We start from the raw sequence: 19,731 nt of genomic DNA, 5'->3' as shown, positions 1-19,731 counted from the left end.
CCCGGTTACGGAAGGCATCGCCACGGCAGTGACGTTGAACGGCCTCAAGCGACTCCGATTGACCGACAACCGGCCACCAAGTGTCACCGGTTTGCGGTGCTGATCCTGTGTCTCCACCCTGCTCGCAGCCATCCCAGCGCAGGTCGCTGGACGCAGATGCGGTATCGGGGGAGGGAAGGGGCGACGCTGGTGCTGGCATGGGAGGTTCTGGCATACCAGCCGGCAATGATGGTCGGGGCAGCTCATCAGGTACCGATGACGGCAGGGAGCGGGCAGTCGGCTGGTTGGCGGCGGCCTTCTCTCGCTCCGATAACTGTCGTTTGACCCGATCAAGTTCGGCCTTCTGCTCCTGAGTGGCCTGTTGTTGGCGAAGCACTTCCTGCCGGTAGCGGGTGATCTGGATGGCGAGAGCCATACCGCTCGCAAGAATGATCACGGCCCCCCCAGCCAGCAGAGGCATCATTCGGATCCCAAAGAAAACAGGGGGTCGAGATGCGTCAGTGTCCGCGTGGAGCGCAGGAGAGAAACGGTCGCCACGAGAGAGGCCCAATGCTCGATCCAACCGTCGAGCGGATGTCTCCAGCACATCTGTGGAGTAACCAAGCGTGACGGCGAGATCTGGCCAGTACCTGTCCCTCTGTCGGGGTGGGACTGAAAGCAGCTCCAGAAGGCCGCTCTGAATCCATGAGATGAAGGCGCGCATAGCGCTGTGGTCATTGTCGCTACGGACTGATCGCTCCAAGAGCACGAGTAAATCCTCGGCTGACATGGCGCGTAGTGCAGACCAGCCATAGGTCTCTTTGAGATCTTTGAGCAAAACGCCAAAGCGTACTACCAGAGACTCTTCTGTAATCATGGTATTCGTAGCGGATGAGCTACGACGCCATGATTTTAACTTCTTGAGAAGCATGGTCATGGGAGCTGAATGATTCGACAATCCATTGAAAGTGCTTAATCGTGATCGCAAAAGCAAGAGATTGAGACTAGGAGAGGCAGTATTCATCTGGCCTCGGAGGCGTAGATGAATGTCACTCAAGCAATGAAGTCTCCATCCTGAGCATCAGATCGCAGGACAAGTCAACCAGTTCGAGGTGAAGGGCCCATGGCATGGTCTCGTGTGGAATGGACATGACTGTTTAACAATCACACCCACCAACCCACCTCGTCATCCCCCATTCGGGGGATCAACTGAGCAGCTTGCCTCGCCAAGGACCGCCCCTTGTGGCCACCATGCTGTGTTGCCTTATCTGCCATTACGCCGATCCGTGCATCTGCAGCAGCCAGTTCGCAGCGATTTAATCTCCTTGCCTGCCAAAACACAGATAAACGGACAAATCCCCCGATCAGGGGATGACCATTAGGTGGAGAGGCTGAGATCGTGCTGGGAATACGGGTGAAAGACCCCACCAGCTCCTTAATGAGACTCCTGCTACCCATTGCCGCCATGGTCCTCCTTGCGGCCAGCTCATCATCATCGGCGTCACCCTCTGCCGCTTCCGTCATCTCGATCGGTGATGGCGACACCCTGCGCGTTGCAGATGGCAGCCGCCGCATCACGATCCGCCTGGCCTGCATTGATGCACCCGAGACGGCACAGGCCCCTTACGGAATGGCCTCACGAGAGGAGCTACAGCGGCTGGCTCCGGTGGGCAGTGGCGTGACGCTCCGAATTCTCGATACAGATCGCTATGGCCGCACCGTTGCCGAAGTGATCCATGGAGGTGTGAACGTCAACTTGGCGATGGTCCGCAGCGGCCAAGCTTTCGCCTACCGGCAGTACCTCAGCAGGTGCGATCAGGCCGCCTACCTGGGAGCCGAACGTCAGGCCGAGTTTGCTCGATCTGGTGTGTGGGCTGTCACCGGTGGTATCACCCGTCCATGGGATTGGCGCCAAAGCCGCCGGAACCCATCCAGACATTCGACGTCTACACCTGCTGGGAGAGAATCACTTACATCCAGCAAGGGTGGGGTGGTGCGCACTGGCAGCAGGACCACCTGCAAAAGCATCGGGAGCTTTGGCCGTGCTCAGGAACTACTGCGGCAAGGGCACACGTATCTGGACCGCAATGGGGATGGGGTGGCCTGTGAATCCCTTCGCTGATCAGCCTGACCTGTGGGATGGGACAGGACAATGATGAGCCAGCTGGACCCACGCCTGGCTCGCCTGGCCATGCTGCGCGAACGCCTGCCTGGATTGGTGCGGGGGATTCAAGAGCCAGGGATCACACCCGAGCGAAAGACTGAGCTGGCAGCCGACTACGAGCAGGTCCTCGGCGCGGTGCTGGCATTGGCAGAAGAAGTGGAGCCACAATGATCAAATGTGCCGGCCAGTCTCAGGAGCCACGAGAAGAAGCCTTGTTCAGGGCTTCTGCAGCCGTGCCATCCCCCCAGAGGCTGAAGGCCGGGCCGGTGTTCAGAGCAGCTTCCAGTGAAAGGATCCCCAGAGCCACGCCCAGAACGGCGGCATGGGTGCGGTCTCGCGCCTGGAGCTTGCTGATCACATTGCCTACGTGGGTCTTCACTGTTTCCGCGGAGACGTACAGCCGCTCGCCGATGTTTCTGTTAGAGAGTCCGAGCATCACCCCCGTGAGTACCTCGACCTCCCGCTCGGTGAGGCTCTCGACCGGGGTCGCATCGCTTCTGCGCTGGCTTTGCTGCTGTTGCTGCAGGACCCTGGCCGCTTCCTTGGGGTAGTAGACGCCACCGCCGGCGACGATCCGGAACACAGGCGTGAAGTCCTCCGTCTCGAAGCAGATCGCATCGCAGCCTGCCTCCAGGGCCTCGCCGATCACGGCGGTGGACTCCCGGTTGGTGATCAGGATGGTGCGTGTATCGGGATGGAACCGCTCGGCGCGCCTCACCAGCGACACCCCCGCCCCCTCATGCAGGCTCTCGCTCACGAGCAGGAAGTGGGGCCTGTGCTGCAGCACGTGCTGATAGCCCTCCTCCTCGGTGGTGGAGGCACCCACCACGTGCTCGGTGATCGGGTTGATGCAGATGAAGGCGCCCAGCCACCTGGTGTTGCCGAGGCAGGCCACGATGGTCTTCCCCTCAAGGAGCTGGCCGTACTCCTCCAGCAGCGTGGGGATGTTCTGCAGGAGATGGGTCAGATCCATGCTTGGACCAGGGTTCGCGGATCCTAGGTGTGATTTCCCTTCAGGTCATTCAGCAGCCCGCAGCAGGCTGAGCTGCTCAAAGGGGGTAAGACCTTCCCAGACCATGTGGCACCTGCGCCCGGTTTAGATCGCCAGATAGCTGGGTAGCTACCGGTTCCGATCGTCTGAATTGGCGTAGGCCATCGCGTAGGCCCACTCGGCCAGGATTGTCTTGATGAATCGCTCCGCCTTGCCGTTTGTTCGAGGCGTGTAGGGACTGGTTCGCCTAGGAGCTGTTGCGCGTTGGTCATCCGTCTGACCCGCCGTGGGCACACCCGCTGATCCAGCACGAAGGGATCGATCTCTCCCCCACTTGGGGGATCTTGCGGGTGATCCCCCGGCTGGGGGATGTAGCGGTGGGGGCGTCCGGGGGATTGTGAAGGGACGAAGCAACCACCGCCGCCGCTTCACCACCGCAAACCCATGAACCGCTTTCTTTCCATCTTCGCCGCGGCCGCACTGTTGGCACCGGCTCCCGCAATGGCCTACCCCCAGTGGGTCCCACTGTCCAAAGGGCATTCCTTTGATTTCAACTCAGTAAAAGATCACGGCAAAGGCGTGAAATCACTAACTCTTAGCCTCGCATCAGGACCGGCTGTGGTCGTATCTTTCCATTGCCCAACCTGGCAGTTCAATACCGGCTCTGGCTGGCTTCCGATTTCGACGAAGACAAACGGTGAAGTAATGGCCTATGCGATCTGCCCCGGTGAAAACCAGGCCTCGATGCGCCGCGCATTGAAGGTGCCAGTAGCGACCACCGAGCCCGAGGCACCGGACTACTCCGGTGTCATTAATTATTGATCACCCGCTGGCAGGGCCTGCCCAGAACCAGAGAGCGCCATCCGAGGTGGTGATCGGATGGATGCCACGTAGACGGTTCAAGAATGGGTACCCGACGGTGATGCGTTCAATGCGGGTGTGAAGAAGGCCCTACCCCGACGCATCCAAGGCACGCAAGTCCAGCCACCAATCTAAACACTCTCAACAATGATCATCACTCGTTACCACGACCCCACTGAGGTTGATCTGATCAACCCCTACGCCGAGCCAACCGAGCTTGAAATCATCTGCCACCGCTACTTGGGTGGTGAGTCCGTCGGCGATCTCGCGGCGGCATACGGCGTACGCGCCGCCGTCATGGGAAGCCGCATCGTTGGTGCAGGCATCTCCGGTGCCAACACCTGCAAGTCCGACAACATGCAGCATGTGATCGATAGGACTGGCCGCTTCCGGGTATCCGCTGAGTGCAAGACCTATCTGTACCTGTTCAAGCTGAAACGCTACAGCGACACCCATTGCAAGGTCGGCATTTCAATCGACCCTTCTATCAGAGCCACCAACGCTCAAGGGGAGTATGGAGACGAGCGGCTGCGAATCGCTTTCGCCACTCGTCGCGATGCGTTCCTCTTGGAGCAAGCAGTTCTGGAGGCCACTCGCGGTGGCACACAATACCCAGCCGACATGGCGCACTGGGTTGGTCTTAGCGAGATCCGTACCATGCCCGCTGAGGACATGGTGCCGATTATCGAGGAGCTGCACAACGACTTACAAGCGTTGGGCCCTTGGGAGTTTGCTGTTCGCCACATGCGTATGTGGCCGTCTCAGCTCGTCATCTGCCAGCAGAAAGCCGCGATGGCCACCAAGCCATAAATCGTCTCATCCATCCAATCCACCCCACCATTCACAATGCCGCTCTCAGACTCACAGCTCATTGATCTCACATCCAGGGTGTTCGCCTCATACCAAGTCGCCAGGCTCAACAACATCCAGAGCACCATTGACCTCATGTTCCACCGGCTCATGGCCAATGGACCGATGACCGTTAGGGCGCTGGCGACAGGGCTCAACCACCGAACCAACAAAAAGTCGCTGCAGGGCAAGCCTCAGTTCACCATCGACAGGTCGTTCGTGACCAACTACGCAGTGCCCCAGCTCAAGCTGTTCAGGGCCATCTGACCATGTTGGCAGAGCCTGCCCAGAACCAGACAGTGCCACCCGAGGAAGTTGATCAGGTGGATGCCATGCAGACGGTTCAAGAGTGGGTACCCGACGGTGATGCGTTCAATGCGGGTCCGCATGGTCGCCCCTAGTCCGACGCATCCAAGGCTCGTAAGTCCAGCCACCAATTCACACCAGCAAATCAAGCCGTGAACCGTTTTGTCGCCATCGCCGCTGCCGTCGCCCTGACGGTAAGCCCTGTCTGCGCCCAGACCCCGATTCGCTTCGCCGCTGGATCTGACTCAGGACTTTGGGCAGGCTATGTGACCTCAGGGCATGACGAGTTCACAGCAGACAAGAGCTTCGCGCTGGGAATGGCAAAAGGGCAGCGCATCTGGCTTAGCAGCGAACAGGTCTATACCTGGACAGTCGTTACGCCATCAGGCCGTGAGCTGGGCTGCGGCGGCGGCAGCTACTGCGCCCCAAACGATAAGCAAGGGGTTCGGCTGCCCGAGTCCGGCAACTACACGATCCGCACCACCTATCGCATGGGCAGCGGCGCTGCGAGCCAACCCGCGCCCCGCCGCTACGCCACCGTCATGTTCACGGTTCGCTGATCCACCACCGACCGCCCCGAGCGCATCTGGGGATTCCTTTCACCGCCACCCTCGCCACAGCCATGCAACCGCCCCCCTCGATCGAAGAACTGCGCCTTGAGCGCCCTGATCTCACCGACGAGCAGCTTTGCCGCCGTGAAGGGCGCATCCGCCTGATGACGCAGCTGCGCATGTTCAGCCGCCTGCCTGCTGATGCGACCGAACCACCCCACGATCCTGATGCCTTCTGGGCGGATGAGGAACGGCTGAGCGCCCTGATGAATTGACCACAGCGGTCCGCCCGCCCCGAGCGCATCGGGGCATCCAGCCAATCACCGCCACTACAGCCGCCCCATGGCCACCGCCGACCCACCGCTCTGCCCGCGTTGCGCTGCCCCCATGCTGCCCGTGATCTACGGCTTTCCCGTCCCCGAGACCATCGCCCAGGTGGAGGCAGGTCAGGCGGTGGCGGTGTTGGGCGGCTGTATGCGGAGGCCAGAGGGGACGGCGTGGCGCTGTCTCCGCTGCACCTCCTGACCCAACGCCCGCCCCGAGCAATCGGGGCATCCCATTCCTTTCCACGCCACACCTACCGACCCATGACCGACGCCCTTCCCGATCCGTGGGGACATAAAGCCTACGAACCCATCGCAGCCCCCAACCTGCTCGGCTGGACAACAGGGAACTGCCAGGCGGCTACCACCTCGCGTTGCAACCAGGCATGTCGACTCAAGGCAAGCAAACTCACCCTCGCGGAAACCGAGGAAGCCATCGCCATCATCAACCAACTGCTTAAGAGAATGGCGCACATGAGCAGCGAATTCCCTTTCTTTAAAAAATACAAAGCGCGATTAGAAGTTGTAGAACTAGAACTAAAGCAGCACCGAACCCACATCATCAAAGCCAAGCTCAAAGCCGAAAAATCAGCCAGGCTTGCCCAAGCCACCCGCCCGCAAGTGGCAGGCGCGGACAACGCACTTGCCGCGAGCATTGCCGCCGCAATCAACGACGCACGCTCACAGACCTGTGGTTTCGTCTATCTCAAGCAATGGACCCTGGCAGACGGCACCCGCTGGCTGAAGGTAGGCATCACCAACAACCCCGACCGTCGTGATGCGGAGCAGAACGTGCTGCCCGTGCCAGCCGTGACGCTGCAACTGATGAAGGTGCAGAGCATGGACCAAGCGGTCGCCATCGAAAAGGCCATCCATAGGCAGATCAAAGACCAGAAAGTGACTGGTGCGGGCAACCGCGAGCTGTTCCACCTGACTGACCCTCAGCTTGCTGCGCTGATGGCAGCGATGGGTCAGTGATGATCAGCCAGAAACATGAACGTACAGTGATCCCTTTAACGCTCGGCGCTGTGCTGGCCCTGGCCGATGAGCTGGACCTGGGCACTGAGTGATGGACCCTGATGACCGCCTGGTTCGGCGTGATGCACTGCTATTGGAGCTTGCGGAGATCATGGCCCAGATCCGCGATCCGTCTTCAACGTCAGCGGAGCGAGTGGAGCTTTTGGACCAGATGGAGGAGTTGCATCGGGTCGTGATCGCGCTGGGCGGTGAGGCGACTGGTGACTGTTGAGCCCGAGCATCTGTCATCTCACGGATAAGATCGTGCCCAACTCCTCTGACATCCGGGCCACGCTCTGCCTGTGCGGCGGGCTCATCTACCTCCTCACATCAGCCCTGACGGCCTCGCTATATCCGCGCATTAGTCATGTCCTCAAGCCCCCGGGTGTACGAATAAGTTGGGTGACATCTTTCCTGAAATGGGGGGCCTCTCGTGTTACATGAGTGTAGACTAAGGCTTTGGGAGTACCTCTATTGCCTTCATTAGAACCATTTGGCTTTGTATTAGTGAAGGGTTGGCCTTGGCCCACGCCTTGGCAGCGGGATTTGACTCTAGATATGTGTTGTAGCTACACTTGTAAGGCTTTAGGGTCGGTGAGCAATTTAGGCTTTCGACAAATTTCTGGTATTTAACTTCTCCTCGTCTTGCATCAGCCCAACTCGCAGTTTTTTCACTGGTTTGACCGCTTGCGAGATTGGTAAGAGATGTCAGCTTGCGAGACAGCTGCTTAGCAGGCTTGTCATTGATAAACCGGAAGTCTAGCTTTCTCAATTCGCCATCAGCCGTCGCATAATCAACATAGTAACGATAATCATGAAAGATAGTCAGGGCGCATGCAGTGATGCTTAGCAGGCAAAGCTCTGGCTTTCTTTTTGATTTGGCCTCAGTCTCACCCCATGAGATAATTCTATTTGCTGGCACATTGGTTGAGCCTGCCGAGAGAAGTTGATCGCCAACTATAATCTTGCACTTCGTGTCACCTTCGCAGAGGGCGTCAAAAACCTGGCCAAGCACAGAGTCTTGATACAGAAAAGGAGATGCGGTTACAAGTGAGGCAAGGAATGCGCGCGTAAGTCTTTTCGTTGATAGCATAAGCCAATCCGTAAGTTCCCTCAAGTCTAAGCAGGCCCGGTGACTTTCAGGGAGGTTGTCACTCCTTGGCTGCCACTCAGGCGGCTTGAATTAAGGGTAACGCGTAGATCGGTTCGGGCTCTTCTGGTGGCTTGTTGATCCACACTTCTACGGGTTGGTGCAAGCAGCGGGGTGGTTCGGCTCCAGCGTGATGGATTTGTCCTACGGAGCTTCTCGCAGGCATCGGCTCGCTGCTTGCAGATTGTGCTGGCGGCTCCGCTGTGAGGTTGATGGGGCGTGACGAATTTGATGCCGCTGTGGCGGTGCCGCCCGGGTGGCTGTACCAGTCGACAAACGCCGCCACCCACTCGCATGCCTCGTCTTTCCTGGCTAATGGCCGGCTGGGAAGGCTGCTCCAGCCATCAGCAGATTTACTGCTAACCAGGCGAGGCCTTTGCAAAAAGTGAAGCTATAAGAAGATCCTGTGATTGGATTAATTGGCAGGCATTAACTTTCAAGAGGCAAATCAGGACATGGATCTGGTTTGCGGTACATTTTGCGTAGTAATAATACTCACTATTCAAGAGGCCTAATGGAGTATTCAATTGCCAACGGCTTTTTAGTCCTAATTGCGGTGGCAATTGTATCCGGGTTTCTATTCGTCGGCAGAATACTCTTTCCTCGAATCAATCCGCCTCCCTTTAGTGCACCGGCGCGAGAGCTCTATGTAGCAAATCATGGCGGCAATAGCATTCTGGGTTTTGAGTTAAATGAGAATGGAAGAATCAGTACTAATCCACTAAGAAAGATTGAAGGCTATGCTACTGGCCTGCAAAACCCAATTGACGTTACGGTTGACAGATTAAATCGAATATGGGTCGCGAACCTTGGTCCTGCGATACCGGGTGTCGACGAGCCATTCATAACTGTTTATGCTGAAGACGCACACGGCGATGCTCCTCCACTCTTCACCATCCAATCAGTAAGCATTAGTCCTGGCGTCATTCCCCTAGATTCGCTTAGAAATCCGATTGCACTAGTTAGACGCAATAATCCCGCCAATGTGTTGGTTGCAAACGGAATTGAAGGGGAGGGCACAGTAGTTGAATTCTCGACCAGTGCAGCACTTAGTCCATCAACTCCTATGCTAAGTCAGCCTTCCGGAGGGCTTGCAACGGGTCTTTCGGCATTGTGCGGGATTGCATTGGACTCATCTGGAATGGTTTTTGTTTCTGATCCTACCCAAGCAAATGGAGGCGAGATTAGAGGTTTCGTGGTTCAGGCCAACAGCTTTGTGTCTCCAGCATTCACCATAAGCATAACTGGAAGCAATTCAGGCCTAGATAATCCTGGTCATATCTGGATTGATGGCACTGATAAACTATTCGTGATCAATCGGAGTACAACCTCTAACCCCAATCCCCTGAGAAGCGGAATCTTAATCTTTTCGCCCGGCGCGAATGGAAATGTCGCGCCTGCCCGTACTATTTCAAGTATCGATTTTATGGAGCCATTTGGGATTGCAGTGGATGAGGCTGGAAGGATTTATGCTTCCGATATATCCGGCAGGTTAGTAGCATTTCCTTCGGGAGCAGATGGGAATGTTTCTGCCGATCAAGTTATACTGCATTCTGACCTGAATAACCCTACCGGTCTGACAATCCGCGCGTAATAGACGAAACTGCTTAGGGCCGAGCTAGAAATTCCAGTAAGCATGATGAATTGATCCAGCTCCAAACCCCGACTTGATTAGGTAGCAAGATCCGCAAGCAGCCGTCTGCCACCCAAGGAACATCTGAAAAACCCGCTAAAATCAGTCCAGATCCAAGATTGAGACTAGAACGGATAGCAGCCCCCTCCAGCTGGGCCTTCACGGACTACGAGCAGACCTACGCAAAAAAGAGTACGCGTCGCCAGCGCTTCTTCGATGAGATGGAGACCACGCTGACGGATCAGACGTAGTAGCGCCTGGGTTAGGGGGTTGAAGCGTTGACTGTGGACCCACAAGATCCGGCCAGGCGATAGGCACTGGTGTTGCTGGCGCCGCGACAAGTGCCGGTGAGAACGACGTCAGTTGGAATGGGTTTATGCGATTCGCTAGGGGCTGGGCGGTGGTGGTGGGTCAGGCTGTGCTCCAGCAGCCGTGGCTGGCGGCGATCTCCTCGATGATGGCGGGGGTGGTAACGGCAACACGGACAGCGAAGACACGGCGTTTGCTAGGCATCAGTAGATAGGGCTGGGGATGGGTGGGGACAGCACAGGCGGCACTGCATGGGGGATGTCCTCCAGCGGGTCACTGGTCGGCACCAGCGTCTTCATCACGCTGCGCACCGCATCACGGCGATCACCAGGGCAGACAGCCAGTGCCGCCACCTCAATTGCAGTGCTTGGACTAATAAGCCGTGGGCCAACGCCGAAAGATGCGTATTGCCATTCCTTGCAGGCAATTGCAACATGCGTGATGCTTTTTGTGCTCAGATTCGACATCACGACAGAGCGCACCCCCTGGCCGTGGTCTTTGATCGAATTGATGTCGATGACGACTGTGCGGTCGTCACTGACCACCATCCATTGTGGGTAGGCGTAGGCAGGTGCTGCAGGCAGCAGTAGTGCTGCGGCGAGGAGGAGGCGCTTCATTGGTTGTCTGGCGATTGATGCCCCGACACGCTCGGGGCCAGCGGTGATGGTCAGGGGCCTGGGCTCCGGAAGGGCGGATGGGGAACGGACCGGCTGAAACGGAAACCCATAAGAGGAGGTGGTGCGGGTGAGAAGGAGGCGAATCGAAAACGATCCTTTTCCTCTCTGACCTCTTCACCATCCCCTGGGTGCACCTTTCACCACATCCCCTAATCGGGGGATCCTGGGCTGGCCTGTAGGGAGTCAAGAAGACGTTTAGTTGTCCACAGCTTGCCTATAGCGGTGCAATATCCCCCGACTGGGGGATGTGGCGGTGGGGAGGCCTGGAAGATGGTGAAGAGGTCAAGGGGGGAGACCCCTACAACCTTCTCAAGATCATGAAGTGGTCATCTGCATTTCTTTCTGCGGTTGTCGCAGCAGCAGCATCAGTGCAGCCAACCTTGCGCATGCCAAGCCGCTAGGCCCTGTGATCAGCTCAGTGGAGGGCTGGGATATACATAAAGGGGAGGACAGCTTTGAAGGTACCGTCACTTGTACAGCAACAAGCAAAGAGTATGGAGCGCAAGTCCAAATATCTTCAGATGGCACCTTATTCATCAACATGCGTGGGCACGGTGGTGTCCAGATGTCTAGGGTCAGATACAACGACTCAGGCCCCCATCGCTGGAATCTGCATGGTTACTTTAAGCCCTACAAAAGCTTTGATATATTCTCTCTTGCGCCATCAAAATGGCAGAACGACAGCCGAGTAAGAATTCAAATTCTTACCCTTTTGAAAGACACAGTTAACTTTGACTTATCAGTTCCCGAAGCCAAGAGTGCACTATTGGCCACTAAAAGCTGCTAATCTAGATCTTGGATCCCATGTTGGACCGGCCTGAGCAAAACACTCTTCAAGAGGAATCAAGTCGCTGCGATTCGTTTCTGATGTGGCGCATCGAAAGGCATCGAAGGCCCGACCAGTATTGCTCAAACTCGAAACAATCACCTCCGCAGCCGCCAGGAAGCTTTACATGCTCTGTGCCAGACAAGGCCATACGCCAATGACTCCTATTACCATCATCACATCGCTCCAGAAATGAACATCCAAACCAACAAGACTGCAAATCCTTCCCTGGCCGACGAGTCTTCCAAGCAATCAACCAACAGCTCTACTGATAGAGTTTTAACTCTTAAAGAGTTTGAAGATATTGTTGAGACAGCCAGGATCTATGGTCGTATAACTCAAAGCCGCCCACCTTCAATTGAACACTCTTCGAATGTTGAAGGCGAGTTTGTATTGCGAGACTCAAGTGGTAAGGAGATCTACAGAGGAAGACCCTTGGGTTCCCTGGGCTCACATGGGGGCAGTGCATATAGTAATCGTGCCAAGGCAGTGGCTTGGGCTCGCTCCATGGGCTTCCCCGTACCGGAAGCGCCGAATGGTTGTCTTGTCGCAGTCCTTGTTATCCTTGGGCTGTTCATGTTTATTGTCCCTGGAGTAATGGTCTTGATATGGGTCGCATTTAGCACTCAGACGTACGAACGGGACATGAATGCCCTTGTGGCCAGATGGGTGGATGCCGGGAGGCCAGATCCAGGAATTAAATCGAATACCGAGAATAAGGTGGCCGAGGTACAGTCATCTGCTACATCAACTGACCAATTGAAGGAGTTCAAGCAGATGCTCGATCAGGGTCTCATCACTTCCGAAGAGCATGAAGCCTTGAGAAAGAAAACACTAGGTCTGTAGCTTTCTGCTTGTTGAACCGGTGGCGATAAGTTGGTATATGAGGCTGGTTGCTGGGTGCCCCTATCAGTTGGAGGGGGATGGCCATCCGTTCCCAGTCTCAACCTTTGACCTGTGCTGATTCTATCGGGTTTATCAGAGGTTCCTTAGAAAGGCAATCTGGCTTGTATTCATGATCTTGAGGTTGTTGTAGAGGTCGCCCCTGCTCCTCTTCACCATTCACCCGGCTGCCCCTCTGATGTATCCCCCAAGCGGGGGATAGCTGCGAAGATCCCCCGAATGGGTGAGCTGGGATTGGAGCAAGCTGGGGCCATTGACTTGTTAAAAGGCCCTACTCGTAGACATTTGTAACTGCTCCAGTACGCGGGTCGACCCACTTCCGCTCATCACACGAATTACGGAAAATCGTATCCCCGCAAACAAAGATACTCCACGGGGAATCCTCAGGCGCGCCCTCCCAAAGGACTTGCTCCATTCGAGTCACCTTAAGAGTAGTCGGAAGGTTGGCAACATAGTCATCGTACCAGAATTGGTAGCCACCAACGGTTTCAAATGTATTCCCAGATCCTACGCTTGAGCAATGACGCGTCCCTCGCTGTATCTCGCAACGCCCTTTGTAGCATATTTGGGCCATGCCGCTCCAATCGCCACATCCAGCGTACGCAGGCTTGGCCAAGCAGACATTAGATAGAATTGCCGAGAGAAAAAGAGCGCGAAGCATTATTGAGGACTTAGCTACTTCGTCTATTTTGTTGCGGTAAAATGACATTCCTGATACTGCAATGCTGTGACAACCATCACAAGAATAACGCGTTATTTTGGATGATTTGGGGCACAAGGGCGCAATCGGATCACTGAAGTGGTCATGCGCCGCGATCACGCCCCTGAACCAACAGGGCTCACCGGTTTCTGCCACCACCACTGACTCGCCGCGCTTCACCCGCAGTCTCGCGTGGGGATCGGCTTCTCGCAGCGGCGCTGTCCCCGGGTCGGTGCAGAGGGAGGGCGTCGCCCATCCGCCGGCATGGCGAGGGTTCCAAGACTGAAGCTGCGGCGGAGGCCCGTCAGCCCCCTTCGCCTCCTCATCCGGCATCAGGAAGTCCGTGAGCGCCCCTGCCAGGGCCACGCCCTCGGGCGCCATACTGATTTCCACCTTGAGGCTCTCAAGGAGCAGGCCGGCGAGCACCTCGGAGGCTGTCTGGTTGCTGGTGATGGGCCTCAGAGGTTCGTTGGCGCGGTGCTTCAGCTTGGAGTGCCCCGATGGGTGGCTGGCGGCTTGTCTGGGGCCGTCTGAGGGGTGTGGGCGCTCATCGGTGCAGTTGCGACTGCAAAGAGGATTTCCAGGGGCGGTCAGATCTCGGTGGAGCTGATCTGCTGAAGGCACATCCTGCTGTAGGCGGGCCAGCGTTGCCAGACCGATCTGCCGCTGGCCATTTCGCTTGCTGGTCTTCCCAGCCGCTGCCCATACCCGTTCGCCGGGGCCGTTGTTGATCGCCTGGTCAGTGCCTTCATCCTCAAGCCGCAGGACCAGCAGATGGGGCGGGCAGCCGCGCAGGGCATTCGCATTGCCGGCGGTGCGCATGATCTCCACGGTCCGGCCATCCGGGACGATCGCATCCACCTCCTGTGTGCTGGCTGTGGTCAGGTCCAGGCGTTAGCGACTTAGCTGCCAGCACCGCTCCGATGCTGCCGGGTGGAATAAAGTCATTTGGCTTGATGTCTTGACACTAGTCCCTACATCCGCGGGGCGATGCAGCACCACCTGCGCGATCACGGCCATCCGCTGCGCTGCTCCCGCCAGCTGCGTGAGCTGCACCGCCGCGGCCAGACCCTGCAGCAACAGCGTCAGCACCTTCAGCTGCCGGCCCTGGGGGAGGAGGCGCTGGCGGCTGCCCTGGGCTGCTCGCCCCAGCGCTGGCGCGAGGCACTGGAGCTGCACCAGGCCCTGCGGCTCTGCAGCCTCGATGCCCCCGCCGCTGAAGGGGACGAGCGGGGCTGGACGCTGCTGGATCGGCTGCCGGCTCGGGAGCGGCCGGAGTCGCGCCGGGCTGAGCATGAGGGGGAGGACGAGTCGCTGTGTTGCGAAGGCGAGAACCAGCGCTGGGTGAACCGCCGGCTGGATCGGCTCGATCCCTGCCAGCGCCAGCTGCTATTGGAGCGGGTGCTGCATGGCGCCTCCTGGCGGCGGCTGGGGGTGGATCAGGGGCTGCCGGCCCGGGTCATTCAGCGGCGCTTCGATGCTCTGGTGCTGCTGTTGCGCGGAGAGATCATGGAGCTGGTCGAGACCCGCCATGCCCCGCCGGTCTGGCCGGCGCTCAGAGCCCCAGCAGCGGTGCCAGGCCCATCGCCAGCAGGGCTGCGATCAAGGTCTGCAGGCCGTTCACGAGTTCATTGCTGAGCCAGACCAGGCGCCCCTGCAGGGTGGCGCCGATCAGGCTCTCGATCAGCGTGGCCACCAGGCCCACCGCGGCCACCAGCAGGGCCGCGCTGGCGGTGGGCAGCAGGCCGAGGGCCAGCAGGACCGCGGCCATCACGGTGCTGCCGCCGAGGCTGGCGAGGGAGCCCTCCAGGCTGATGGCCCCTTCGCTGCCTGGGGGCACCGGCCGCAGGGTGGTGATCAGCACGGTGGTGCGGCCCCAGCGCTTGCCGATCTCGCTGCCGCAGGTGTCGGCCAGCTTGGCGGCGAAGCTGGCGGCAAAGCCCAGCATCAACAGGGGAACAGGCGCTCCTGGCAGGGTGGTGAGCAGGGCCAGCACGGCGCCGGTGGCCGCCGATCCCCAGACGTTCTCTGGGCCGCGCCGGCCGCCGCGACCCTCGGCCAGCCCCTGCTCCCGCTTGCGCCGGATTCCCAGCCGGGTCACGGCCGAGCCCAGGGCCAGATAGAGCACCACCGCAAGCCAGCCACGCCAACCCAGGGAGCCCCAGAGCAGGGTGCCGAGGATGCCGGCGTGCACCCAGCCGGCCCTGGTGAGCAGCGGCAGCCGCTGGGCCAGGGCGATCAGCACGGTGTTGATCCCGAAGGCCAGCAGCCACTGGTCCGCAGGCGGCATGGCGGGAGGCATGGCGGACAGACAGAGACCACCAGTTTCCCCGTCGCCGATGGCGCTGCCGCTGCCGGCATCGCGGCAGGCCTCTGTTGCACTCCCCTAAGGGCAGGCGGTGGCGGAGTCGTCTCGGCGGATAATCAGCCCATACGTCCTGGCTGGCCGGCGTCATGATCTTCAAGCCCAAGGGGTTCTTCCTCAACCTCGACAAGGACGCGACCGCCAAGCCAGCGGTGGTGGCCCCCGTGGCGGCCAAGCCAGCCAAGGGCAAGAGTGCCAAGCCTGAAGCTGCTGCGGCCGCGGCCGCCACGGTGGGCGCTGGAGTTCAGGCAGCTCCTGCAGCCGCTGCCACCTCAGCCGCTGCAGGAGCCACCTCAGCCGCACCGGCGTTGACCACCGCCCAGGCGATCGCCGCTGAGCTGCGCCTGGAGCAGGAGAACCGGCCGGCCCCCAGCGTCGTCACCTTCTCCCCCGAGCGCCTGGCACCTTCCGGAGCGCTGCCCAAGGCCCGCCGCCGCGCCGGCGCCAACCTGGGGATGTTCAAGGAGATGGCGAGCGGCATGCTCGGCCGCTGAGCGGCAGGCTCCTGGCCTCGCGCCACTGCACCAGCGAGGCCAGACCCGCCACCGCCGCTGTGGAGGTGCGCAGGATGTGGGGGCCGAGGCTCACGGCCTGCCAGCCGGCAGCTTGCGCGGCCGCTGTTTCGGGTGGGCTCCAGCCGCCCTCCGCTCCGATCGCCAGCGCCACTCCAGGGATTACCTCAGCTGAATCACCAGCTGCGCCTTGTGCCAGGGCAGCGCCCACCAACGGCAACTCCGCGTCCCGGGTGCTGGCCAGCAGCGACAGCCCTGAGCGCGGTTCGCTCAGGTAGGTGATCGCCTCCAGCGGCTCCAGCAGCTGGGGCAGCCAGAGGCGTTCGCACTGCTCGCAGGCCTCGCGCAGGATCGTCTGCCAGCGGTTCGCCTTCCAGCTGCCGCGGATGGCCCCATGCTCGGCAACAAGCGGCTGGAGGCGGTCCACCCCCAGCTCGCAGGCCATGCGGACCACCACATCGAAATCGAGCCGGGGTACAGCCACCGCCAGCTCCAGCCAGGGGCTGGGGGCTTCCTGGCGCTGCAGGGGCTGGTCGAGCGGTTGCTCGAGCCGGGCCTCGGACCCAGCGAGCAGCACGGCGCTCCAGAGCTGCCCCCGGCCATCGGCCACGGCGAAGCGCTGGCCGGGGCCGTAGCGCAGCACGCGGCTGAGGTAGCGGCTCTCCTCGGCGACCAACGCCAGGCTGGGGCCAGCCGCCAGCCGCTCGGGGGCGATCAGCAGGCGGCGCAGCTCACGCACCACTGGCCTCAGTTGGCCCCGTGGGGGAAGAGGGCCTCGGGCACCTCCTCCACGGGCCAGTCGTCATTGACGCCGCCGATCACGATCTCCTCGATCTCCACCACGTCGTTGTCGAGCTGACGCAGGGCGTTGATGAGCACATCGAGGGCCACCCCATCGCTGGTGCCCAGGTCGACCCAGCAGCGGCACCAGTCGTCGCGGTATTCCGGTTCACCCATGCTGTGCATCAGGGCGGGGAGGGTCGCCTCGGCGGCATCGATGTCGTAGTGCATGGCGCTGAGGTCGATCCCCTCCTCATGCACCTGCAGGCTTTCGGCGTTGAAGCCCCCCAGCTTGCCCAGGAAGAACCAGCTGTCGAAGACAGTGTCGACGTAGCCCCGCTCTCCCTGACCGGGATTTTCGGGAAAGCGCACCCAGATCCAGCAGTTGAACGGATCCACCTCGCGGAAGCGGATTTCCATGTGCGTTGCTCCTTTCAGCATCGACTGGTGACCCCCATCAAACACGGTGGCGGCTACTGCAAGCTGGTGCGGTCCGTGGTCCCCCATGCTGGAGCTCCGATCGGTCCGCTACCACCCGGCCACCACGCCTGAGCCGGTGCTGCGCGACATCAATCTGACGCTGCCGGTAGGTGAGCCGGTGCTGGTGGCGGGCCGCAGCGGCAGCGGCAAGAGCACCCTGCTGGAGCTGATCAGCGGGCTGGCGGAACCCAGTGGCGGCACGATCCTGTGGCAGGGCCAGCCGGTGACAGCCCGCCAGCGGCGCTGGCTGAGCGGCCTGGTGTTCCAGTTCCCCGAACGCCATTTCCTCGGACTGAGCGTGGGCCAGGAGCTGAAGCTGGGGCAGCGGCGGCTGGGCAGTGAGCGGCTGGAGGCGGTGCTGGGCCAGGTGGGTCTGCAGGGAGTGTCGTTGCAGCAGGCGCCGGAGCGGCTCAGCGGCGGCCAGCAGCGACGCCTGGCCCTGGCGGTGCAGCTGCTGCGCGACCCGAAGCTGCTGCTGCTGGATGAGCCCACCGCCGGGCTGGATTGGTCGGTGCGCCACGAGGTGCTGCAGCTGATCGCCCAGCTCGGCCGCCAGCGGGCCCTGCTGGTGGTCACCCATGAGCCGGAGGTGTTCCAGGGGGTGGTGGGGCAGGCCTGGCGGCTGAGCGATGGGAGCCTTCAGGCCCTGCCTGCACTTCGTACGATGCCCTGAGTTGGCGGAGGGCGCAGCGATGCCCGATCAGTTGGTGCGGGCCACGGCGGCCGATGGGGGAATACGCCTGGTGGCGGCGCTCACCACGGTCACCAGCCGCTATGCCAGGCGGCGCCATGGGCTCTCGTACCTCACCACGGCCCTGCTCGGGCGGGCGATGACGGCCGGCCTGCTGCTGGCCAGCTCGATGAAGGTGGCCCACGGGCGGGTGAACCTGCGCATCCAGTCGGATGGACCCCTGCGCGGGCTGATGGTGGATGCGGGCCGCGACGGCAGCGTGCGCGGCTACGTGGGCAATCCGGGCCTGGAGCTCGACCTGATCGAGGAGGACGACGGCCAGCATCAGTTCGACTTCCGCCAGGCCACCGGCACCGGCTACCTGCATGTGGTGCGCGACCAGGGCAAGGGGGAGCCGTTCAGCAGCACGGTGGAGCTGGTGAGCGGCGGCATCGGTGAGGATGTGGCCTCCTACCTGCTCCACTCCGAGCAGACACCCTCGGCGGTGTTCGTGGGCGAGCAGATCGACAGCAGCGGGGTGCGTTGCGCCGGCGGCGTGCTGGTGCAGGTGCTGCCCAAGGCGGCGCGGGAGCCGGCGCTGGTGGCGCTGCTGGAGGATCGTTGCCGGGAGATCAGCGGCTTCAGCGCTCGCCTGGCCGCCTGCAAGGACGACCTCAAGCTGCTGCTGGAAGACATCTTCCCCGACCTCGATCCCCAGCTGCTGGAGGACGCCGAGGCCCGTCAGGATGTGACCTTCCATTGCCCCTGCACCCGCCGCCGCAGTGTCAATGCGCTGCGAATGCTGGGTGAGCAGGAACTCGCCGCGATCCTGCGCGAGGACGGCCGCGCCGAACTCACCTGCCACTTCTGCAACGAGGTGTATGGGGTGGAGGAAGGTGAGCTGCGGGAGCTGATCGCCGAGTTCTCCCTGGCTTAGGCGATCAGCAGGGCGCCGAGCAGCAGCAGGATCAGGGCCGGCAGGCTCTGCACCTGCGGCAAGGACAGGGGCAGCCCGAGCGGCAGGGACGGATCGAGCCCCAGTGTCAGCAGACCGCCGAGGAGCAGGCCAACGCTCAGCAGGGCGAAGCTCCAGCCCACGGCGGCCAGGAAGCGACCGTTGCGGCGCCTGAGATTGACCACCGTGACGCCGGTGGCCAGGGCCAGCAGCACTTCGGCTGAACCCGGCGGGGTGACGAGGAGCAGCAGCAGGAGCAAGCCATCGGCCACCAGGGGAAACCAGCGCTCACGGCCTTCGGCCAGGGCGATGTTGGGCAGGGAGAAGCTGGGAGCATGCAGCTTGTTGGCGCCGCTGAACTGGGGCAGGGAGGGCAACTGGGGCAGGGCAGGCCGGGAGGGGACCCTGGCCACCGGCGGTTTGATCTCCTCCCGCTTGGAGGCGCTGACCGCAGCACTGCTCACCTTGCCCTGCTGCCGCTCCCGCAGCCGCTCCATCAACACCGCGTCGTAGGCGGCTTCCACCTTGGCGCGGGCCTGGGGGTCGTCAGCGACGGCGTCGAGCTGATGCTGGCGGGCCGCCTGCACCTCATCGAAGCTGGCGTCGGGGGTGACACCGAGCCTTTCGTAGGGACTGCCGTTGGGGGCAGGTTCAGAACCGATGGTCATGGCCTCCGGTGCGTGGGGCTGGGTCGTGGCCCGAGCGTATCGAGGCGCGGGGCGAGGCGCTG

At 60.7% G+C, this 19,731-nt stretch carries 23 protein-coding genes and 1 pseudogene; 15 read left to right on the top strand and 9 right to left on the bottom strand.

Annotated features, from left to right (window positions below):
• The coding region (locus CJZ82_RS18470; protein WP_198949805.1) for a hypothetical protein at window positions 1-916 on the bottom strand (916 nt) is incomplete at its 3' end.
• Between the two features lie 528 nt (window positions 917-1,444).
• Between CJZ82_RS18470 and CJZ82_RS15230 the strand changes: the two genes are divergently transcribed.
• Both CJZ82_RS15230 and CJZ82_RS18465 read left to right on the top strand, forming a co-directional pair.
• The gene (locus tag CJZ82_RS15230; protein WP_233130290.1) at window positions 1,445-2,101 is read left to right on the top strand and encodes a thermonuclease family protein; all 657 of its coding nucleotides are present in this window, start codon (window positions 1,445-1,447) and stop codon (window positions 2,099-2,101) included.
• Between the two features lie 69 nt (window positions 2,102-2,170).
• The gene (locus CJZ82_RS18465; protein WP_158218597.1) at window positions 2,171-2,314 is read left to right on the top strand and encodes a hypothetical protein; all 144 of its coding nucleotides are present in this window, start codon (window positions 2,171-2,173) and stop codon (window positions 2,312-2,314) included.
• A gap of 19 nt (window positions 2,315-2,333) precedes the next feature.
• Here the strand turns inward: CJZ82_RS18465 and CJZ82_RS15220 are convergent, their stop codons facing one another.
• The gene (locus tag CJZ82_RS15220; protein WP_094556603.1) at window positions 2,334-3,116 is read right to left on the bottom strand and encodes a response regulator transcription factor; all 783 of its coding nucleotides are present in this window, start codon (window positions 3,114-3,116) and stop codon (window positions 2,334-2,336) included.
• Window positions 3,117-3,272: 156 nt separating this feature from the next.
• Window positions 3,273-3,380: pseudogene (locus tag CJZ82_RS15215) on the bottom strand (integrase core domain-containing protein); the annotation flags it as partial.
• A 198-nt stretch (window positions 3,381-3,578) separates the two neighbouring features.
• Here CJZ82_RS15215 and CJZ82_RS18040 point away from each other — a divergent pair.
• From CJZ82_RS18040 to CJZ82_RS18035, 8 genes are all read left to right on the top strand, one after another.
• Complete coding sequence (locus CJZ82_RS18040; protein ID WP_143593698.1) at window positions 3,579-3,956, top strand: hypothetical protein; 378 nt, start codon at window positions 3,579-3,581, stop codon at window positions 3,954-3,956.
• 186 nt (window positions 3,957-4,142) lie between these two features.
• Window positions 4,143-4,805 carry a hypothetical protein gene (locus CJZ82_RS15210; RefSeq protein ID WP_094556602.1) on the top strand — a complete coding sequence of 221 codons (663 nt, stop codon included), beginning with the start codon at window positions 4,143-4,145 and terminating at the stop codon, window positions 4,803-4,805.
• 165 nt (window positions 4,806-4,970) lie between these two features.
• Complete coding sequence (locus CJZ82_RS18460; RefSeq protein ID WP_158218596.1) at window positions 4,971-5,111, top strand: hypothetical protein; 141 nt, start codon at window positions 4,971-4,973, stop codon at window positions 5,109-5,111.
• Window positions 5,112-5,302: 191 nt separating this feature from the next.
• Window positions 5,303-5,710 carry a hypothetical protein gene (locus tag CJZ82_RS15200; protein WP_094556600.1) on the top strand — a complete coding sequence of 136 codons (408 nt, stop codon included), beginning with the start codon at window positions 5,303-5,305 and terminating at the stop codon, window positions 5,708-5,710.
• Window positions 5,711-5,772: 62 nt separating this feature from the next.
• A complete protein-coding gene (locus CJZ82_RS15195; RefSeq protein WP_094556599.1) occupies window positions 5,773-5,976 on the top strand; it encodes a hypothetical protein in 204 nt (67 codons plus the stop codon).
• Between the two features lie 312 nt (window positions 5,977-6,288).
• The gene (locus CJZ82_RS15185; RefSeq protein ID WP_094556597.1) at window positions 6,289-7,002 is read left to right on the top strand and encodes a GIY-YIG nuclease family protein; all 714 of its coding nucleotides are present in this window, start codon (window positions 6,289-6,291) and stop codon (window positions 7,000-7,002) included.
• A 91-nt stretch (window positions 7,003-7,093) separates the two neighbouring features.
• On the top strand, window positions 7,094-7,273 hold the full coding sequence (locus CJZ82_RS15180; RefSeq protein WP_094556596.1) for a hypothetical protein: 180 nt from the start codon (window positions 7,094-7,096) through the stop codon (window positions 7,271-7,273).
• A 1,432-nt stretch (window positions 7,274-8,705) separates the two neighbouring features.
• Window positions 8,706-9,785 carry a hypothetical protein gene (locus CJZ82_RS18035; protein WP_143593697.1) on the top strand — a complete coding sequence of 360 codons (1,080 nt, stop codon included), beginning with the start codon at window positions 8,706-8,708 and terminating at the stop codon, window positions 9,783-9,785.
• A 551-nt stretch (window positions 9,786-10,336) separates the two neighbouring features.
• Here the strand turns inward: CJZ82_RS18035 and CJZ82_RS15175 are convergent.
• Complete coding sequence (locus CJZ82_RS15175; RefSeq protein WP_094556595.1) at window positions 10,337-10,750, bottom strand: hypothetical protein; 414 nt, start codon at window positions 10,748-10,750, stop codon at window positions 10,337-10,339.
• Window positions 10,751-11,828: 1,078 nt separating this feature from the next.
• Between CJZ82_RS15175 and CJZ82_RS18025 the strand changes: the two genes are divergently transcribed.
• A complete protein-coding gene (locus CJZ82_RS18025) occupies window positions 11,829-12,482 on the top strand; it encodes an SHOCT domain-containing protein (RefSeq protein ID WP_143593696.1) in 654 nt (217 codons plus the stop codon).
• A 328-nt stretch (window positions 12,483-12,810) separates the two neighbouring features.
• On the opposite strand, the gene CJZ82_RS18020 is transcribed toward CJZ82_RS18025, so the two are convergent.
• On the bottom strand, window positions 12,811-14,061 hold the full coding sequence (locus CJZ82_RS18020) for a hypothetical protein (RefSeq protein WP_233130289.1): 1,251 nt from the start codon (window positions 14,059-14,061) through the stop codon (window positions 12,811-12,813).
• 168 nt (window positions 14,062-14,229) lie between these two features.
• Between CJZ82_RS18020 and CJZ82_RS15160 the strand changes: the two genes are divergently transcribed.
• Window positions 14,230-14,877, top strand: a complete 648-nt coding sequence (locus CJZ82_RS15160) for a hypothetical protein (protein ID WP_094556592.1) — start codon at window positions 14,230-14,232, stop codon at window positions 14,875-14,877.
• Here CJZ82_RS15160 and CJZ82_RS15155 read toward each other — a convergent pair.
• Entirely contained in the window at window positions 14,795-15,529 is a 735-nt protein-coding gene (locus CJZ82_RS15155; protein ID WP_233130288.1) for a DUF92 domain-containing protein, read from the bottom strand. The two genes, CJZ82_RS15160 and CJZ82_RS15155, sit on opposite strands and share 83 nt — an antisense overlap.
• Before the next feature lie 164 nt (window positions 15,530-15,693).
• On the opposite strand from CJZ82_RS15155, the gene CJZ82_RS15150 reads away from it, so the two are divergent.
• Window positions 15,694-16,098, top strand: coding sequence for a hypothetical protein (locus CJZ82_RS15150; protein ID WP_094556590.1), 405 nt, complete (start codon window positions 15,694-15,696; stop codon window positions 16,096-16,098).
• Here CJZ82_RS15150 and CJZ82_RS15145 read toward each other — a convergent pair.
• Both CJZ82_RS15145 and CJZ82_RS15140 read right to left on the bottom strand, forming a co-directional pair.
• Window positions 16,064-16,855 carry a 16S rRNA (uracil(1498)-N(3))-methyltransferase gene (locus CJZ82_RS15145; RefSeq protein WP_233130287.1) on the bottom strand — a complete coding sequence of 264 codons (792 nt, stop codon included), beginning with the start codon at window positions 16,853-16,855 and terminating at the stop codon, window positions 16,064-16,066. The two genes, CJZ82_RS15150 and CJZ82_RS15145, sit on opposite strands and share 35 nt — an antisense overlap.
• An 8-nt stretch (window positions 16,856-16,863) precedes the next feature.
• Window positions 16,864-17,316, bottom strand: coding sequence for a DUF3531 family protein (locus CJZ82_RS15140; RefSeq protein ID WP_094556588.1), 453 nt, complete (start codon window positions 17,314-17,316; stop codon window positions 16,864-16,866).
• An 85-nt stretch (window positions 17,317-17,401) separates the two neighbouring features.
• Between CJZ82_RS15140 and CJZ82_RS15135 the strand changes: the two genes are divergently transcribed.
• Together CJZ82_RS15135 and hslO are read left to right on the top strand one after the other, a co-directional pair.
• Window positions 17,402-18,049 (top strand): ABC transporter ATP-binding protein, encoded by a 648-nt coding sequence (locus CJZ82_RS15135; protein ID WP_094556587.1) that lies wholly within the window; start codon window positions 17,402-17,404, stop codon window positions 18,047-18,049.
• Between the two features lie 19 nt (window positions 18,050-18,068).
• Window positions 18,069-18,983, top strand: coding sequence for an Hsp33 family molecular chaperone HslO (gene hslO, locus CJZ82_RS15130; RefSeq protein WP_094556609.1), 915 nt, complete (start codon window positions 18,069-18,071; stop codon window positions 18,981-18,983).
• Here the strand turns inward: hslO and CJZ82_RS15125 are convergent.
• The gene (locus tag CJZ82_RS15125) at window positions 18,980-19,669 is read right to left on the bottom strand and encodes a CPP1-like family protein (RefSeq protein ID WP_094556586.1); all 690 of its coding nucleotides are present in this window, start codon (window positions 19,667-19,669) and stop codon (window positions 18,980-18,982) included. The genes hslO and CJZ82_RS15125 overlap by 4 nt on opposite strands.
• Window positions 19,670-19,731 lie beyond the last annotated feature (62 nt).

The organism is Synechococcus sp. 1G10, from assembly GCF_002252625.1.
Classification (GTDB): domain Bacteria; phylum Cyanobacteriota; class Cyanobacteriia; order PCC-6307; family Cyanobiaceae; genus Regnicoccus_A.
Note: the sequence above shows the minus strand (reverse complement) of the source record. Positions and strands in the feature narration are given on the sequence as shown.

Excerpts from the sequence above, each read along its gene's own strand:
- CJZ82_RS15230 (WP_233130290.1), top strand. The coding sequence starts at position 1,445 with ATGGTCCTCCTTGCGGCCAGCTCATCATCATCGGCGTCACCCTCTGCC.
- CJZ82_RS18465 (WP_158218597.1), top strand. The coding sequence starts at position 2,171 with ATGCTGCGCGAACGCCTGCCTGGATTGGTGCGGGGGATTCAAGAGCCA.
- CJZ82_RS15220 (WP_094556603.1), bottom strand. The coding sequence starts at position 3,116 with ATGGATCTGACCCATCTCCTGCAGAACATCCCCACGCTGCTGGAGGAG.
- CJZ82_RS18040 (WP_143593698.1), top strand. The coding sequence starts at position 3,579 with ATGAACCGCTTTCTTTCCATCTTCGCCGCGGCCGCACTGTTGGCACCG.
- CJZ82_RS15210 (WP_094556602.1), top strand. The coding sequence starts at position 4,143 with ATGATCATCACTCGTTACCACGACCCCACTGAGGTTGATCTGATCAAC.
- CJZ82_RS18460 (WP_158218596.1), top strand. The coding sequence starts at position 4,971 with ATGACCGTTAGGGCGCTGGCGACAGGGCTCAACCACCGAACCAACAAA.
- CJZ82_RS15195 (WP_094556599.1), top strand. The coding sequence starts at position 5,773 with ATGCAACCGCCCCCCTCGATCGAAGAACTGCGCCTTGAGCGCCCTGAT.
- CJZ82_RS15185 (WP_094556597.1), top strand. The coding sequence starts at position 6,289 with ATGACCGACGCCCTTCCCGATCCGTGGGGACATAAAGCCTACGAACCC.
- CJZ82_RS15180 (WP_094556596.1), top strand. The coding sequence starts at position 7,094 with ATGGACCCTGATGACCGCCTGGTTCGGCGTGATGCACTGCTATTGGAG.
- CJZ82_RS18035 (WP_143593697.1), top strand. The coding sequence starts at position 8,706 with ATGGAGTATTCAATTGCCAACGGCTTTTTAGTCCTAATTGCGGTGGCA.
- CJZ82_RS15175 (WP_094556595.1), bottom strand. The coding sequence starts at position 10,750 with ATGAAGCGCCTCCTCCTCGCCGCAGCACTACTGCTGCCTGCAGCACCT.
- CJZ82_RS18025 (WP_143593696.1), top strand. The coding sequence starts at position 11,829 with ATGAACATCCAAACCAACAAGACTGCAAATCCTTCCCTGGCCGACGAG.
- CJZ82_RS18020 (WP_233130289.1), bottom strand. The coding sequence starts at position 14,061 with ATGCGCACCGCCGGCAATGCGAATGCCCTGCGCGGCTGCCCGCCCCAT.
- CJZ82_RS15160 (WP_094556592.1), top strand. The coding sequence starts at position 14,230 with ATGCAGCACCACCTGCGCGATCACGGCCATCCGCTGCGCTGCTCCCGC.
- CJZ82_RS15155 (WP_233130288.1), bottom strand. The coding sequence starts at position 15,529 with ATGCCGCCTGCGGACCAGTGGCTGCTGGCCTTCGGGATCAACACCGTG.
- CJZ82_RS15150 (WP_094556590.1), top strand. The coding sequence starts at position 15,694 with ATGATCTTCAAGCCCAAGGGGTTCTTCCTCAACCTCGACAAGGACGCG.
- CJZ82_RS15140 (WP_094556588.1), bottom strand. The coding sequence starts at position 17,316 with ATGGAAATCCGCTTCCGCGAGGTGGATCCGTTCAACTGCTGGATCTGG.
- CJZ82_RS15135 (WP_094556587.1), top strand. The coding sequence starts at position 17,402 with ATGCTGGAGCTCCGATCGGTCCGCTACCACCCGGCCACCACGCCTGAG.
- hslO (WP_094556609.1), top strand. The coding sequence starts at position 18,069 with ATGCCCGATCAGTTGGTGCGGGCCACGGCGGCCGATGGGGGAATACGC.
- CJZ82_RS15125 (WP_094556586.1), bottom strand. The coding sequence starts at position 19,669 with ATGACCATCGGTTCTGAACCTGCCCCCAACGGCAGTCCCTACGAAAGG.